This is a genomic window from Pseudomonas sp. Irchel 3H9 (genome assembly GCF_900187495.1).
Taxonomy (GTDB): domain Bacteria; phylum Pseudomonadota; class Gammaproteobacteria; order Pseudomonadales; family Pseudomonadaceae; genus Aquipseudomonas; species Aquipseudomonas sivasensis.
Genome location: NZ_FYDK01000010.1, coordinates 1 through 16,717, shown reverse-complemented (window position 1 = coordinate 16,717; position 16,717 = coordinate 1). Strand labels below are relative to the sequence as shown.

The following is a 16,717-nucleotide window of genomic DNA, read 5'->3' as shown; positions in this document are numbered from 1 at the left end:
GGTTACTGGGGTGAATGATACGAGGGCCAGGGCTGAATTTTCTTGCGAATTCCTGCGCCAAGCGGGAAATCTTTCGCACTTACTGCGAGGAAATTACTTATTTACGCTCAGAAGTGTCGCCTGGCCACGGTGGAGCTGCCACCAAGGATTAATGTGGGAGGGGGCTTGCCCTCGATGGCGGTGGGTCAGTTGACACAGGTGCAGGCTGACCCGGCGCCATCGGGGGCAAGCCCCCTCCCACATTGACTGCACATGGCCTGAGGAGTCGCATTCACCTGCGCTTCTGGGCATCCCGATGTCGAGTTCAGACCACTGGCGCAACGCACAAGGCCTTAGGGTGCATCTTCCCATTACCTGCCTCGGAGCCATCATGTCCACGCCCATTACCTGCCTCGGAGCCATCATGTCCACGCCCATTACCGTACTGCGCGACACCCATCCCCTGCCGGTCCTGGATGCCTGCAAATGGGAAAAACTCGAAGGCGATCCGCACACCGTCAACCTCAACGCCTACACCAGCGAAGACGGCAGCAAGATCATGGGCACCTGGATCTGCACCCCGGGCAAGTGGTACGTGGATTATGTGAAGTGGGAGTACTGCCACTTCCAGGAAGGCTACTGCATCATCACCCCTGAAGGGATGGAGCCGATTCACCTGCGGGCTGGGGATATCTTTGTGGTAGAGCCGGGGATGAAGGGGACATGGGAAGTGGTCGAGACGGTGCGCAAGTATTTTGTATTCGCCTGAGGTTTTTGTGGTGCACCGGTTTACCGAGCTGAGCCACTTATTTAGGTGCTCCGGTTTACCGAGCTGACCCACTTACTGTGGTGCTCCGGTTTACCGAGCTGACCCACTTATTGTGGTGAGCGGGCTTGCCCCGCGCTGGGCTGCGAAGCGGCCCTGAGAACAAACGCCGCATTCTTTCTGAAAGAATGCGGCGTTTTCATTGGGCCCGCTTCGCAGCCCGGCGCGGGGCAAGCCCGCTCACTACAATTGCCGTCTCACCGGTGGGTTATTTGGGCTTGCGATAGCTGTTGATAATCGCCGAGAAGTCCTGCCCCCCTTCCCCACGCTGACTCATCGATTGATACAACTGCTGAGCCACTGCACCCAAAATCACGGGTTGTTTCGCCTGGCGAGCCGCTTCGGTAGCCAGGCCCAAATCCTTGAGCATCAGGTCCGCACCAAACCCGCCTGTGTAACCTCGGGATGACGGCGCCGTTTCGATCACGCCCGGCCATGGGTTGTAGGTGTCCGAACTCCAGCAGCGCCCGGTGGAGCTGTTGATGATCCCGGCCAGCACTTGGGTGTCGATGCCCAGTGCATCACCCAATGCCATAGCCTCGCTGACGCCAACCATGCTGATGCCCAGCAGCAGGTTGTTGCAGATCTTGGCGATTTGCCCCGTGCCTACGTCACCGCAATGCACGATGTTGCGGCCCATCTGCGCCAGCACCGGTTGCAGGGTGGCGAACAGTTCCGGGGTGGCGCCGACCATAAAGGTCAGGGTGCCCGCTTGGGCGCCGCCCGTGCCGCCGGAGACCGGTGCATCGGCCATCACCACGCCTTGCTTGGCGGCAGCAGCGGCGACATCGCGCGCGGTCTGCGGGTCGATGGTGCTGCAATCCACTGCGGGCACGCCGTTGCCGATCCCGGCCAATACACCGTCTTCATTCAGCCAGACACTGCGCACATGGGCGGCGGCCGGCAGCATGGTAATCACCAGCTCGGCGCCTTGGGCAGCGTCACGCGGCGAGTCGCTGATGCTGCCACCGAGTTCGGCGAGTTCCTTGAGTACCGTCTGGTTCAGGTCGAACAGGTTCAGCGCGTGGCCAGCCTTGATCAGGTTGCGGGCCATGGGCGCGCCCATGTTTCCCAAGCCGATAAATGCAATCTTCATGGTCGTCTCCCGAATCAGCGCAGGTTGATGGTGGTATTGACGCCATCGTTGACCGTGTCGTCATCGAACCAGCGGCTGGTGACGGTTTTGGTCTGGGTGTAGAACTGCACCACTTGCTTGCCGTACGGGCCGAGGTCGCCGAGCTTGGAGCCGCGCGAACCGGTGAAGCTGAAGAACGGCACCGGCACGGGGATCGGGATGTTGATGCCGACTTGGCCCACATCGATTTCGCTCTGGAATTTACGCGCCGCCGCACCGCTCTGGGTGAACAGGCCGGTACCGTTGCCGAACGGGTTGGCGTTAACCAGGGCGATGGCCTGGTCGAGGGTGTCGACTTCCAACACCACCAGCACCGGGCCGAAAATTTCCTGGGTGTAGATCTGCATGTCGGTAGTCACGCCCGAGAACAGGGTCGGACCGACGAAGTTGCCTTGCTCGAAGCCCGGCACCTGAATGTCGCGGCCATCCAGCTCCAGCTTGGCGCCTTCTTTCACGCCGCTTTCGATCAACTCCAGGATACGGGCCTTGGCGCGCTTGGAAATCACCGGGCCGACATCCGTGCCCGCTTCACTACCGGCGTTGACCTTGAGTTTTTGCGCCAGCGCCTTGAGATCCGGCAGCCACTGTTTGGACGCCCCCACCAGCACCACCACCGAGGTGGCCATGCAACGCTGGCCCGCCGCGCCGAAACCGGCACCGACCAGAGCATTGAGGGTGTGTTCGCGGTTGGCATCCGGCAGCACCACGGCGTGGTTCTTGGCGCCCATCATCGATTGCACGCGCTTGCCGTGCTTGCCCGCCAGGTCGTAGACGTGGGTACCGACGGCCGTCGAACCGACGAAGGACACGGCCTTGATGTCTTTATGGGTGCACAGCGCATCCACCACAGCCTTTCCGCCGTGCACCACGTTCAGCACGCCAGGCGGCACACCAGCTTCCAGCGCCAGCTCCACCAGCAGTAGGGTCGACAGCGGGTCTTGTTCGGACGGCTTGAGGACGAAGGTATTACCGCAGGCGATGGCCATCGGGAACATCCACAGCGGAATCATTGCCGGGAAGTTGAACGGGGTAATGCCGGCACACACGCCGATGGGCTGACGCAGGGTGTAAGTGTCGACACCACCCGCGACGTTCTCGGCGAACTCGCCCATTTGCAGGGTGCCGATGGAGCAGGCGTGCTCCACCACTTCCAGGCCACGGAAAATGTCGCCCTCGGCATCGGCAATGGTCTTACCCTGCTCGGCGCTGAGGACTACGGCGATGCGTTTGGAATGCTCGCGGATCAAGGCTTGTAGCTTGAGCATGATGCGCATGCGCGCGCCGATCGGCGTCAGCTTCCAGGTCTGGAAGGCGCGATGGGCTGCGTCGATGGCGGCGTTGACTTCATCGGCCGTGGCGAACGGGACTTTGGCCAGCACTTGCTGGGTAGCCGGGTTGACGATGTCTTGCCACTCGGTGGTCTTGGACTCGACCCACTCGCCGTTGATCAGCAACTTGACCTGTTGCACGGAAATATCGGCAGATGCGTTCATGTGGTCTCCAAATCTTATATTTATGCTAGAGAACCAAGGCGTTGAATCGCCTTGAAGAATGAGGCGTTCGGACTGTTTTTGGAGTATAGATGTGCAAATCTCTAATAAGAACGCACATAAAAGCCGGTCCAATATGCAAAAAAACATCACATCACTGGGCTCCCTGAACTGGGACGACCTGAAGTTTTTCCTCGAAGTGGCCCGCACGCGCAAGGCCAGCGTCGCCGCCAAACGCCTGGCGGTGGACTACACCACCGTGTCGCGGCGCATCAGTTCACTGGAAGTGTCCCTCGGCACGTTGCTGTTCGAAAAATCCCGGACCAATGGCTTCGTCCTGACACCCGAAGGTCAGCGTCTGCTGGGTTACGCCGAGTCCATCGAAAGCACCCTGCACATGGCCTGCGAGCAAGTCTCGGGCTCCGGCGTTGCGCTGTCAGGCCATGTACGGATGGGCTGCACCGAAGGCTTTGGCAGCTTTTTCGTGACCCCGCAGTTGAGCCACTTTGTCGACACGTATCCCGCGATCTCGGTAGACATCCTGCCCCTGCCCCACTTCATCAGCCTGTCCAAACGCGAAGCCGACATCGTCATCGCCCTGGAACGCCCGGAACACGGACCCTACGTGTGCTGCAAACTGTGCGACTACAAGCTGCAGCTGTATGCGACCCAGGAATACCTCGACCAACACCCGCCCATCCGCAAACCCGCGGATTTGGCCGAGCATCCGTTTATCAGCTACGTGGACGACCTGGCGTTCAGCTCCGAGCTGCTTTACCTGGCCAACGTAGTGCCCGGCGCCAGCGCCAGCCTGCGCAGCACCAGCGTGATTGCGCAGTACGTGGCCGCGCAGCAGGGCCGGTCGATGGCGATCTTGCCGTGCTTTCTGGCAGCGCAAGATCCACGGTTGTTGCCCGTGCTGGGGGAGCAGATTGCGATTACGCGGCAGTTCTGGATGTATTGCCGGGAAGATTTGAGGAAGCTGAAGCGGATTACGTTGTTGTGGGATTACATCAGGGAAGTGACGGAGCAGAACCAGGGGTTGTTGATGGGGGAGACGCGGGAGATCACGTTCGCGGATTAAAGGGCCAGCGCCGACGATTTTGTTTAAGAAGCGGCTTACTTTTGCGCTTTTCAAAAGTGAGCCGCCGTAAGGGCGCAACCCTGAGTCGCCGTTACCGCAGCAACGGGTATGTACTCGGCCAGCATCCTGGGTCGGCTATCAGGCGGCCATCAAGACATGGGTATCTACTCATCTATCACCCGGGAAGTTTCCTGTTAGAACTCAGCGGCTGGTTTTGGGGCCGCTTCGCAGCCCAGCGCGGGGCAAGCCCGCTCACCACAGAGTTATGTGTCAGCCTTTGGGAGTTAGGTAGAGGCCTATGCCCCTATAGCAGTGGATCAGTCAAAAATGCATCAACTGATACTCCCTCATCGGGGGTAAGCCCTCTCACACATTTGATTGCATCGCAAAGTGCTGTCGCGCTGAGTCCAGTCAGTCGGCGATGACTACAATCGACACCCGTCGATTCTCGGTGCGCCCCGCCGCTGTCGCGTTAGACGCGACGGGCTCAGCGCTGCCCAGCCCGCGCAGTTGGATGTTTTCTTCTTTCATGCCCACGCCTTGCAGCACCGTCGCCACGCTTTTCGCGCGGCGCAGGGACAGTTGCTGGTTGTAGGTTTCCTTGCCCGAGGTGTCGGTGTGGCCGTCAACGCGCACGCGTTCGATGCCCACGCCCAGCAATGCCTTACCGATGCGCTGCACGATATCGGTGCTGGGTTGGTTGAGGGTTTCTACGTCGCTGCCAAACAGGACTTTGCCCGACAGGCCGAATGCCCAGCCTTCGTCGGTGAGTTCGAAACCCTGTTGTTTAAGGACTGCGACCTGCGCCGGGCTCAGGCCTTTGGGTGGGGCTGTCTGGCACCCGCCGAGGGCGAGAAAGGCCACGAGCAACGAGATAAGTAAAACGCGCGCGCTAGAAAACAAGGGATCAACTCCTGTGTTGAACATTGGCGGTAGAGTGCTCCGACTCTGCCGTTTGCTGGCCGCCCTGGGAAAACCGTTTGGCCTGGTACATCGCCGCATCGGCGGCATTGAGCAAGGTGCCGGGGGTGACACCGTGTTCGGGGTAGATGGCGATACCAATACTGAGGGAAGTAAACACCTGGGTGTCGCCAGGCACGGCAATCGGTGTGTCCATGCTGGCGATGATCTTGTCGGCGATGCGCTGGGCGTCTTCGACCTTGTGCAGCGGCGCCAGCAGGATGGCGAACTCATCGCCGCCCAGGCGTGCTACTAGGTCGTCTTCTCGCAGTTGCGCACGCACGCGCTCGGCGACGGCCACGAGCACGGCATCCCCTGCCGCATGTCCAAAGCTGTCATTGATCTCTTTGAAGCGGTCGCTGTCGAGGTAAAGCACCGCCAATTGTTCCTTGGCCTTGGCAGCGCTGCGCAGGGCACGGATCAACCGGCCTTCGAAGAACGCACGGTTGGGCAAGCCGGTAAGGCTGTCATGGTTGGCCTTGTGTGCGAGGGTTTCGTTTTCGCTTTGCAGGTGGCTTTGCCAGGCCTCCATCTCGCCAAGCAAAGCATTGAAGTCGCTGCCCAGGCTATCGAGTTCGGCGATGCGCGCCGGCGGCACGCGACGGTCGAAGTCGCGTTCGCTGCGCGCGGCGTGGGCCACGGCGGCGAGGCTTTGCAGCGGCCCGGTGATGCCCTTCAGCAAACGGCGCGCGAGGTGCAGGGCAACCCAAGCGCTGAGAGCGGTACAGATCAGGATCCCCGCCAGACCACTGAGTAGAAAGCGCAGCAGGCTGCCACCGTGGCCGGTCAGGTGGATGCTACCGATGGTCCGCCCCTGGTGCAGGATCGGCTGATTGATGGGCTGTTCAAGCAGGGTATGCGCCAGTGCCAGTTCAACCCGCGAGAGCATGCCGGTTTCCGGGCGTTCCCAATGCGCCAACAGCCTGCCGCTGGCGTCGAACACATCGGCCTGGGCCACTTCTTCAGTTGAAGCAATCAGGCTAAGGGCTTCGGTGGCCGCAGCGCGGTCGTTGAACACCACCGCCGCTTCGACGGTGTAATTGATGGAACGCGCGATCAGGTGCAGGTTGTGTTCGGCGTAGACCCGCAGCGCCAAGACACCGAGCAGGGTCAGGGACACGCTGGCCAGGGTCACCGCTACCAGCGCCAGGATCATATGCCCGCGGCCGATAACGGAGCGCAGAGTGGGTCGCACAGTCACGGCTGTCATGAGGCCGGCGCCCGACGACGGGACAGTTGCAGCACGCTGGGGTGAATACGCACGCCGCTGCGCGCCACCGAGTCGAGGTTGACCTCAAACGACACTTGCTCATCGCCCACGCGCAGGCAGAACAGGCTGCCCACGGTGCACTGGTCACCGCCTTCGCTGATGCTGAGCACTGGATGGCCGATCAACGAGTCAAACAGGCGGCTGCGTTCGTCAGTGCTGAGTTTGCCGATGTACACGGCATCGCAGGCGTTGACGACATCGGGGTGGTCGACCAGCAGGCGTCGCACCACGACCGGACGACCGGTGGCCTGAGTGGTGCCCTTGATCAGATCGTCGGTGTATTGAGTCGGGCCGAGGATGCACAGGCGCAGTTGCTCAGGCTCCACGGGCCAGCGGGCATAACTGAGAATACCAAGTACCACTTGGGTGACCGCCTGGGCGCGCTGATCAGCCGGGCCCGGGGCTTCGGCAAATACGCGAGGTGCCAGCAAGCATAGAACCGCCATCAGCAGTAGGCGTCTCCAGCTCAAACTACGCTCAGTGGGCGAGACGGCCACGTTCATGCAGCGATACTCTCAGGTGTTATCGGGGTGATGCCGCAACGATAGCACAGCGTCAGATATTTCTGACTCCGGACCCAACTCCAGCATCAGCCCACTCAAGCGCTTGACCTTGCGCCGCACGGCCTCCTCAAACACACCGCCACGGGGCTCGATCAGGCTAAACCAGCGTTTGGCGCGGGTGATGCCGGTGTAGATCAGTTCCTTGGTCAGCACCGGGTTCAAGGCGTCCGGCAGGATCAGCGCGGTGTGGGTGAATTCCGAGCCTTGGGATTTGTGCACGGTCATGGCGTATACGGTTTCCACATCATTCAGACGGCTGGGCAATACAAATCGCACGCCGCCTTGGCCGTCGTTACGTGGGAAAGCGACGCGCAGCACCTGAGGGCCGCCGTCACTTTCGGGCAGCTTCAGGGCGATACCGATGTCGCCGTTCATCAAGCCCAGGCCGTAATCGTTGCGTGTCATCAGCACCGGGCGACCTTCGTACCATTGCTCGTCACCCTCGATCAGCCGCACTTTGCGCAAGGCTGCAGTGATGCGCACATTCAGCCCTTCCACACCCCAAGGGCCCTTGCGCACGGCGCAGAGCAGTTGGAACGCATCAAAGGCTTGCAGCAGTTGTTGCGCCCACTGGATCCAGGCGAGATCGTCGCGCGGGGTTTCGAGGGCCGGACGCGCGCTGTGCAGCAAGTTGAGGTAATAGCGATAACCCTGGGCGCCATCGCCCTGCCCATCCAGCACCAGCCGTTCCAGGGCGTGGTCATGCTCACCTTTAAGGCCGACGCAGAACAGGTCGTTATGGCTACGCGCGGCCAGTAACTTGCGGGCCTCTTCGGCGTTTTGCTGGTTGACCCAGCGCGCCAATTGGCCGATGCCGCTGCCTTCGCCGAAACGTCGCGAGTAACGCAGCATCACCACTTGCTGGGCCAGAGGATGGCTGCCGTCGAGGTCCTCCAGCAGGCCGCTGGCGTCGAGGTCTTCACCGCTGACGGCTTGCAGCCATTGACGAGTCTGAGGGCTGTACCAGCCGGCTTCGGCGTCGCGGCACAAATCACCCAGTACGGCGCCGGCCTCTACCGAGGCGAGTTGGTCCTTGTCGCCTAGCAACACCAAGCGGGCATGGGGCGGTAACGCGTCCAGCAGATTGGCCATCATTTCCAGGTCGATCATCGAGGCTTCGTCCACCACCAGCACATCCAGGGGCAACGGGTTACCAAGGTGATGGCGAAAGTGCCGAGTGCCCGGACGGCTACCCAGCAAACGGTGAACCGTGGTGACCTGGGTCGGAATCTTTTCCTTCACACTTTGCGGCACTGTCAGCGACAGCACTTGCTGGCTGATGGATTCGGTCAAGCGCGCGGCGGCTTTACCGGTGGGCGCGGCCAAGCGGATACGCAACGGGCTGCCGGTTTCTACCGCTGGCGCTTGCAAGAGTGCGAGCAGGCGCACCACGGTGGTGGTCTTGCCGGTGCCGGGGCCGCCGGTGACGATGCTGAAGGCACCGCGGGTAGCCAGGGCGCAGGCGAGTTTTTGCCAGTCGATCACGCCATCGGGTGCCGGCTGGTCAAACAAGCCATTCAAGCGCTGGGGCAAATCAGCGGCGACGGTTTCCTGGGTGGCGAGACGCAAGCGCAATGCGGTGTCGATGCGCCGTTCGTAGGTCCAGTAGCGGCGCAGGTACAGGCGTGTGCCCGACAGTACCAGGGGACGACTGTGTGCCGATTCGCTGCCGTCCACCGCCAGGGCGACCAACGGGCTGGCGGCCAATGCGTGACACCAGTGGGCGCCGTCGAGGCCGTCGAGCAACTGCGACGGCAGCAGCATGGCGCCGGTTTGCAGGTCGCCTTCGGGCGGCAAGGACAATGCAAAGTCTGGCGCTTTGAGGGTTTCGAACAGATCCAGGCACACATGGCCGTGGCCCAGTTGATGGCTGGTCAGCGCCGCGGCCAGTAACACCAAAGGGTCGGCGTGTGGGTCGAGTTCGTGCAGGAAACCGACGAAGGCTTTGTCCAATGCGCGCAGCCAACCGCGGTCAACCCAACGCTCCAGCAACTGCACCAGGTCGGCGGCGCGGCTCAGGGGTTCCAGCGCCTCAAGCGGTGATGGCAACAGGCTCATAACAACACTCCTTGTTCCCAGGCAGGCTCAACCTTGGGCGGGATGGGCTTGCCCTGGAACAGCAGGTCCAGGCCTTCGATCAGCTCACGCGGCGGCCGGGTGAAAAACGCTCCTCGGCTGACGGCTTGGGTGCCCCGCAAGAACACATACAGCGCGCCACCGACGTGGCGGTCGTAGTCGTAGTCCGGCAGACGCGCCTTGAGCTGGCGATGCAGCGCCAGCAGGTAAAGGACGTATTGCAGGTCATATCGATGCTCAAGGATCGACTGCTCCATGGCCGCTTGGGTGTAGGCCAAGTCGTCAGGGCCGAGCCAGTTGGATTTGTAGTCAGCCACGTAGTAGCGGCCATCGTATTCGAAGGTCAGGTCGATAAAACCTTTGAACATGCCGTTGAGCAGCACCGGCTCGGCAGCGACACGGGAGACACCGTTATGGGTGTACTGGCAGACCAGCTTGTCGAGGGCAAGCACGTCGACTTTGTGGCTGGCGAACCAGAACTCCATTTCGATCTGATACTGCTGCAGGCTGCTCAAGGTGACGTGGTCGTTATCTACAGGCAACGGCGTGTGCAGTAAGTGGCCCAGCCAATCGCTGAGGGTGATGATCCAGCCCTCCCAGTTGCGGCGATTGCAGCGCGCACCTACAGCGTTCTCGATGGCTTGCGACGTCGCGTTGAAACCTTCTTCGCCGGCCCACTCCAGCAGGCCGTGAAGGAAGGTGCCGGGGTTAGGACCGCGTGGGAAACGGTGAATATCGCCGCCGGAAGCCGCTACTTCACGCGGTGCGTCGGGGTCGAGGCGTTCGTCATCAAACAGCTTTTGCGCTTGTGGGCTTTCTGGCGCTTCGAGGTTGGCGACGCTCATGCTTTCACCCATTCGCAAGGCGCTGTAGGACGCGATCCACCAGTTTTCGGCAGCTTTGCGCTTAGGCAGCAACGGTGCGAGCAAAGTCGCTTGGTTGCGCGGCGGGTGAAACATGATCTCTTGGGCATCGGGCACGTGGGCATAGTGGATGGCCGGGCAGCCCTCCTGCAGATCCAGCAGCCAGCGCGCCAGTCCCGCAGACTCGCCCAACGAAGCTCCAGCGCCGAGCAAGTAGCCCAGCGCCGACAGGTGCAATACCGAGCTGCTGCTGTTGCCGCGCTTGAGGTCGGCAACGCCAAGCCAGCAGGCATGTTTGGCGCGGGTCAGGGCCACATAGAGCAAACGCAGGTCTTCGGCCAGGCGCTCGTCATCGGCCTGGGCGATTAACTCAGGCGTAGGACGCAGGCTGACTTGGGACTTGCCGGTTTCATCGTGGTAATGCAGCGGCAGGCGACTGCCGTCGACCGGCTTGGCCGAACAGATGAAGGGCAGGAAGACCAGGTCGTATTCCAGGCCCTTGGATTTGTGAATGGTCACGACCTTGACCAGTTGCTCATCGCTTTCCAGGCGCAGGATTTGCTCTTCCCCGGCTTGACCTGACAACGCGAGGTGTTCGGCCAGGTGGCGGATCAACGCCTGTTCACCGTCAAGTTCCGACGCAGCTTGTTGCAACAACTCGCTGAGGTGCAACAGGTTGGTCAGCACACGTTCGCCGTCGCTGCGGGCAATCAGGGTTTGCGGCAGTTTGAAGTCGTGCAGCAGACGACGCAGCATCGGCAGCACGCCTTGGGTTCGCCAGATCACGCGGTAGCCACGGAACTGCATCACGCGGCGTTCCCACGCCAGTTCGTCCTGGTTCAGACGCTCAAGTTCGGGCAGTGATAGGTTCAAGGTGACGCAAGCCAGGGCAGCCCGTAGCGGCCGCTCGACGTCCGGCTCGGCACAGGCCTTGAGCCAGGCCAGCAAGTCGTGAGCTTCCTGGGCGGCGAACACCGAATCCTTGTCGGACAGGTATACGCTGCGCACACCACGGGCGGCCAACTCGGCGCGCACCGCTTGGGCTTCCTTGCCGTCGCGCACGAGGATGGCGATGTCTGACGGCAGTACGCCTTTGAAGCTGTCATCCGGCCTTAAAAAACCGGCCGTGCCTTGCTGGCCGCCGTTGAGCAACTCAACAATCTGCGTAGCACAGGCGGCGGCCAGTTGTTGGCGGTACACCGCGTTGGACACCGGCTGGTCGGTGGGCAGGTGCCAAAGGTGCATGGCCGGTAGCGTTTGGCCGTCGACCTGCAGTTTTTCCTTGCGGCCTTGGGATAACACCGGCTGGAACGGCACCGGGTTATCGCCATTCGGCTCGCGGAACAGGAACGCGCCCCGGCCCGTTTCTGCGCGCTGGAACACATGGTTCACCGCCTCGACCATCGCATGGCTGGAACGGAAGTTGGTACCCAAGGTGTGGTGGCGGCCGGTGGTGGATTGGCGGGCGCGCAGGTAGGTGTAGATGTCGGCGCCACGGAACGCGTAGATCGCTTGCTTGGGGTCCCCGATCAGGAACAGGCCACTGTCGAGGTGGTTCTCTTCGATGCGGTAAATGCTGTCGAAGATGCTGTACTGCACCGGGTCGGTGTCTTGGAACTCGTCGATCAGAGCCACCGGGAATTGCTCGCGGATCACGCTGGCCAAGCGTTCGCCACCCTCTGCCTGCAGAGCGGCATTCAGGCGGATCAGCATGTCGTCGAAGCCCATTTCTGCGCGACGGCGTTTTTCTTCTTCGAAGCGTTTACCCACCCAACCGGCAGCGTGTTGCAACACGGCGGCGTCAGGGGTTGGAAAGGCGTCGAGAGCTGCTTTGAGGCTGGCCATGGCGTCGATGCCGGGGTGCTGCGGCGGGTCGCCCTTCCATGCTTCGGCCATGCCGTCGGGGGTGAGGCGGGTGAAGCCGGTGCCGATGTCCAGTTGTTCCAAGGTTTCATCAGCGGCCCAGGCGCTGATTTTTTCGAACCAGGGCTCGAAGTAACGCGCTTGCATCTTGCGCCCGTCAACGGCTTTCGCGGCCACGGCTTGCAGGCAGATGTCACGCAGCTCTGCGGCCCATTGCTGCCAGGGCGCCTTGAGTTCTATCAGGGCTTCTCGGCGCTCCCGCAAGCAGGCATTGATCAGCTCCGCGGGTTCGCGGGTTTCATCGGTGGGCCTATCGCTGCCGAACAGCGCGCGCACCCGAGGCATCAATGCGGCAGGACCGCCCCAGTTGTTGCGCACCCAGTTGAGCGCGTCGTCACGCATTGGGTAGCAAAACAGCCGCCAGTAGTCGCGCAGCACTTCGCCGAGCAGGTCGCTGTGGTCGGTTTCAAGGGTTTGGGTGAACAAGCTACCGCTGTCAAACGCGTGCTCGCGCAGCATGCGCTGGCACCAGCTGTGAATCGTGGAAACCGCTGCTTCATCCATCCATTGCGCGGCGATGTCCAGGCGGTTGGCGCAGGCGGGCCATTGCTCCGGGAGGTATTGCGCGCGCAGGTCAGCGATCAGCGCGTCGGGTTGTTCGATCTCATCGCGGAAGAAACGAGCGGCTTCGGCCAGACGAATGCGGATACGCTCGCGCAGTTCTTTGGTGGCGGCATCGGTAAAGGTGACGACGAGGATTTGCGGTGGCAGCAACTCGCGACCGAACCCGGCTTCATCACCACCATGACCCAGTACCAGACGCAGATACAAGGCAGAAATAGTGAAGGTCTTGCCGGTACCGGCGCTGGCTTCGATCAGTTGGCTGCCGCTCAGCGGGAAGGCCAGGGCCAAGGGTTTGCTGCTCATGCGCCGGCCTCTTCGCCTGTAAGTGATCGCCATGGGGCATTGATCAGCGGTCGATATAAGGTTTCGCACCAGCCTTCGAATTCTTCGCTGGCAATCAAGGCTGCGTAATCGGGGAACTGCCGGGTAAGCGCCGGAGTTTCGCGGCGTTCGCCGTCGGTGGTCAGGCCGTCACCTTCATAGGCTTTGCTCGCTGCCGCCTGCGCTTTGGCCGGGTCGGTTTGGCTAAGCCAGGCGAAGGCCGTTTTGACGGCTACCGGCAGCGGTTTTCTCATTCCACTGTGCCAGGCCAGCAGCAGGTTGCTGAGGATTTCTTGGGCGACGGGCTTATCCAGCGGGGCCAGTAACAACGTATCGTCACTTGCCACTAGACCCGTGCTCAACGGTAGGCCACAGGCGCACGCCACCACATGGTTGACCCAAGGGCGGATCAGTCGATGCCACTTGCGTGCCTTGATCGATCCAATGCTATTGGGGATGGTGGTGACGCTAAGCAATCCGCCATCACTGCGTCGGTGCAGGCCGCTGATCCAGCCTTCCAATGCAATGCCTTGATGCTCAAAACTGATCGGTTCGGCACCGATGTGTGGAGTGGGCCAGAGCGCCAGTAATTGTTGGTAGCGTTGCAGCAAACCCGGCAGAGGCTCGATCAATTCGTTGCGCAGGCACTCGCCAAAACCGACCATGGGCAGTAAGCCACTTCCTTGCAAACGCAGGGCCTGGGCGTTGAGGGCTTGGTCCAGGTGATCGGGTTGGGACAGCCCCGCATTCAACAGGCTATCGCTCAGGCTGTAACGTTGCAGCGCATCGAGAACGAAGGGTTCCTCATCGGCCAGCGGCACTTCGGCGGCCTCGAAGAACACTTTCAGACGCTGACTGAAGAAGTGTTTGACCGGGTTGCGTAGGAAATCTTGCAACTGGCCGAGGCTCAGGGGTTCTTCCTGATGGTGTTGTGCCAGATCATCTTGCTCAGGTGCGGCTACCTGCGCTTCGTGTAGCAACTGCCATTCGCGGGCGTAGCTGAACAGCGGATCGCCTTCGTGGAAGTAGCGAGCGCTGAAAGGTTGGAGTGGGTGTTCCTGGGTCATCGCGTCCAACAGTGGCTTTTCTGGTTCTGCGTTATGCCAGCCGCTGGCGATATGGTCGCGCAGTTGGCCGATCAAAACAGAGGCAGGACGCTCGCTGTTATCGCGGATGCTTCGGCCGACCCAACTGATGTAAAGCTGGTCTTGGGCCGATAGCAGTGCTTCAAGTAGTAGGTAACGGTCGTCTTCGCGGCGCGAACGGTCGCCTGGGCGATAGTCGCTGCCCATCAGGTCGAAATCCAAGGGGGGTTGGGCTCGCGGGTAGTCGCCGTCGTTCATACCAAGCAGGCAAACCAGCTTGAACGGAATCGCGCGCATAGGCATCAAGGTGCAAAAATTGACAGCCCCGGCGAGGAATCGCTGGGATAGACGACCTTGGTCCAGGCCGGCGAGCCATGCTTCACGGACTACGGTGAGCGGTAACTCATCCTGTAGGCCTACTGACTCGCAGGTTACCAGCCAGGTTTCCCTTAGTTGCTCAAGCTGACCCAGCAGATAATCGTCGTGCTCACTGCTGGGCAGGAAAAACAGTTGCATCAGGCGTTGCAAACGTTCGCCCCACTCGTGGGGAGCTGCGGGTTGGGACAACGCCTGATGGGCATCGCCGAGTGCGTCGAGTAAAGCCACCAGCGGGCCGATTAATGCCGCATCGAGTCCGCCAATTTCGTCGTAAGGTTCAATGCTGTTACAGGCAGCACCGGTGCCGACGGCGTAACCCAGCAGCATACGGCGAAGGCCGAAACTCCAGCTGTTTTGTTCCAGCTCACTTGGCAGACCGAGGCCGGCCCGTTGTTCCGCGTTGAGCCCCCAACGGATACCGGCACCTTCGATCCAGCGGTGCAATGTGGGCAGGTCGCGCTCCTTGATGGCAAAGCGTTCACGCAAGGCCGGGACGTCCAGCAGATCAAGAATTTCGCTGACGGGAAAGCGACTGTCGGGGAGTTTGAGCAGGTGTTCGACGGCGATCAGCAGAGGGTCGCGGCCACGTTGACCTTGGTCGGTCAGGGTAAAGGGGATGAAGCGTGAATCACTTCTTTCCAACTGGCCGAAGACCGCACGAATATGCGGTGCGTAGCTGTCGACGTCGGGGACCATGACAATGATGTCCCTTGGACGAAGCGTGAGGTCGGCGCTGAAGCGTTGGAGCAGTTGATCGTGAAGGATTTCCACTTCGCGCTGGGCGCTGTGGGCAATGTGGAAGCGAACTGAGGTGTCACGCTCCAGATCGACTGCGGGCCATAGGTCGCGGGTTTCGTTGAGTGGGCGCAGTTCGAGGATATCGTCCTGGAGTTGGTTAAGCAGTGTCGTGGGTTCGCTTTCACTGAACAGGTCGATGCGGCCATCACGAAAGGCTGCACGGTAGCTGTTCGGGTCGTCGTAACTGTCCAGCAGGCTGATGTAGTCGCGGCCTTGTTTACCCCAGGCGGCCAGCAGCGGATGGGCGTGCTGGTGCAAGGTTTGTGGGTCGATGGTGACCGGCATACCGGCTTTGCGTGATTGACGCTTGTATTCGTTACGCAGTAGATCTTTGTCGGCGACGATGTCGGACCAGTGGTGGCGACAAGGATTGTGCACGCACAGCAAGACTTGGCTGAAACGGGCAAGGCCAGCCAACGCCTCGAGCGCTTGGGCAGGCAAGGAAGAAATCCCGAAAACAATCACCCTGGAAGGCAAGCCCTTCGGCGCCTCCTCAAGAGCATTGATACGTTCGATGAAGCGTTGGTGGACGCCGGCGCGGCTTTCGGCCATCCCCTCTTCCCCGACGTCCAACAGCAGTGCGCGCCATAACTCGGCTTGCCAGCAATTGGCGGGGTTAAGAGGCTTGGATTCCCCTCGACCGTTGCGCAATTGGTGGCGGCCGGCGGCCCAGTCCTCCAGCCAGTCGGCACGATAGACCTGGTATTGGTCGAACAAGTCAGCCAGGCGTTCCGCGAGCTGGTAGCGTTTACGCAAGTCCGCGTCGTTCGTCAGAAAGCGCTGCAATGGCTCGAAGTGCGGCTGATCAATGAGCTCAGGAAGCAAGCGCATCAGGCGCCAAGTGAGTGGGGCTTTATCGAGCAGGGACGTGGGGGGGATTTCGTCACGACCCAAGACCATGCGATAGAGCTGCCACATGAAGCTGCCGGGGAGCTGAACATCGATCGCGGCAGCGATTCCGCAGCCGCCCATGTCGCCGTCTTCTGGGTCTTCCGCCAGGGCCAGTTTGAGCCACTGGGCAATGCCGTTGCTCTGTACCAGGGCAATTTCGTTTTCCAGGGGAGCCAGTGGGTAGCGGCGCATCCAGCTCACCACCAGGCTGCGTAGTTCGTCCAGGCGATTGCCATGAACCACCATAAATCCAGCGCTGGGGGACGTCGCATCCGGCATAACGGCTTCCTTGGGAAAAGCAAAATCGAGGCATGGACTTTAGCACTGAAGATTGCTCGGATGAGCGTCTTCGCACTTTCCGATCGCCCAAGACAAAACCCCATTTGCTTTCGCAAATGGGGTTTCGGAATTTAATCTTGACGATGACCTACTCTCACATGGGGAAACCCCACACTACCATCGGCGATGCATCGTTTCACTACTGAGTTCGGGATGGGATCAGGTGGTTCCA

10 protein-coding genes and 1 rRNA gene are annotated in these 16,717 nt (G+C 61.0%); 2 read left to right on the top strand and 9 right to left on the bottom strand.

The window, feature by feature from the left end; genetic code table 11:
• Positions 1-403: 403 nt before the first annotated feature.
• The gene (locus tag CKW32_RS26175; protein ID WP_032885568.1) at positions 404-748 is read left to right on the top strand and encodes a cupin domain-containing protein; all 345 of its coding nucleotides are present in this window, start codon (positions 404-406) and stop codon (positions 746-748) included.
• Positions 749-1,013: 265 nt separating this feature from the next.
• On the opposite strand, the gene mmsB is transcribed toward CKW32_RS26175, so the two are convergent.
• Together mmsB and CKW32_RS26165 are read right to left on the bottom strand one after the other, a co-directional pair.
• Positions 1,014-1,901 carry a 3-hydroxyisobutyrate dehydrogenase gene (gene mmsB / locus CKW32_RS26170; protein WP_032885567.1) on the bottom strand — a complete coding sequence of 296 codons (888 nt, stop codon included), beginning with the start codon at positions 1,899-1,901 and terminating at the stop codon, positions 1,014-1,016.
• Positions 1,902-1,915: 14 nt separating this feature from the next.
• Positions 1,916-3,433 carry a CoA-acylating methylmalonate-semialdehyde dehydrogenase gene (locus CKW32_RS26165; protein WP_095186355.1) on the bottom strand — a complete coding sequence of 506 codons (1,518 nt, stop codon included), beginning with the start codon at positions 3,431-3,433 and terminating at the stop codon, positions 1,916-1,918.
• 133 nt (positions 3,434-3,566) lie between these two features.
• On the opposite strand from CKW32_RS26165, the gene CKW32_RS26160 reads away from it, so the two are divergent.
• Positions 3,567-4,514: a LysR family transcriptional regulator gene (locus tag CKW32_RS26160; protein WP_095186354.1), complete on the top strand. Its 948-nt coding sequence runs from the start codon at positions 3,567-3,569 to the stop codon at positions 4,512-4,514.
• 411 nt (positions 4,515-4,925) lie between these two features.
• On the opposite strand, the gene CKW32_RS26155 is transcribed toward CKW32_RS26160, so the two are convergent.
• The 7 genes from CKW32_RS26155 to rrf form a co-directional block, all read right to left on the bottom strand.
• A complete protein-coding gene (locus CKW32_RS26155; protein WP_032885564.1) occupies positions 4,926-5,417 on the bottom strand; it encodes an OmpA family protein in 492 nt (163 codons plus the stop codon).
• Between the two features lie 4 nt (positions 5,418-5,421).
• The gene (locus tag CKW32_RS26150) at positions 5,422-6,684 is read right to left on the bottom strand and encodes a diguanylate cyclase domain-containing protein (protein ID WP_032885563.1); all 1,263 of its coding nucleotides are present in this window, start codon (positions 6,682-6,684) and stop codon (positions 5,422-5,424) included.
• On the bottom strand, positions 6,681-7,247 hold the full coding sequence (locus CKW32_RS26145) for a YfiR family protein (RefSeq protein WP_032885562.1): 567 nt from the start codon (positions 7,245-7,247) through the stop codon (positions 6,681-6,683). Before CKW32_RS26145 ends, CKW32_RS26150 begins: the two co-directional genes overlap by 4 nt.
• Positions 7,248-7,259: 12 nt before the next feature.
• On the bottom strand, positions 7,260-9,365 hold the full coding sequence (gene recD, locus CKW32_RS26140; protein WP_095186353.1) for an exodeoxyribonuclease V subunit alpha: 2,106 nt from the start codon (positions 9,363-9,365) through the stop codon (positions 7,260-7,262).
• The gene (recB, locus tag CKW32_RS26135; protein ID WP_095186352.1) at positions 9,362-13,036 is read right to left on the bottom strand and encodes an exodeoxyribonuclease V subunit beta; all 3,675 of its coding nucleotides are present in this window, start codon (positions 13,034-13,036) and stop codon (positions 9,362-9,364) included. The genes recD and recB overlap by 4 nt, the downstream gene beginning before the upstream one ends.
• Positions 13,033-16,485, bottom strand: a complete 3,453-nt coding sequence (recC, locus tag CKW32_RS26130) for an exodeoxyribonuclease V subunit gamma (protein ID WP_095186351.1) — start codon at positions 16,483-16,485, stop codon at positions 13,033-13,035. The genes recB and recC overlap by 4 nt, the downstream gene beginning before the upstream one ends.
• A gap of 135 nt (positions 16,486-16,620) precedes the next feature.
• A 5S ribosomal RNA gene (gene rrf / locus CKW32_RS26125) occupies positions 16,621-16,717 on the bottom strand; the annotation flags it as partial.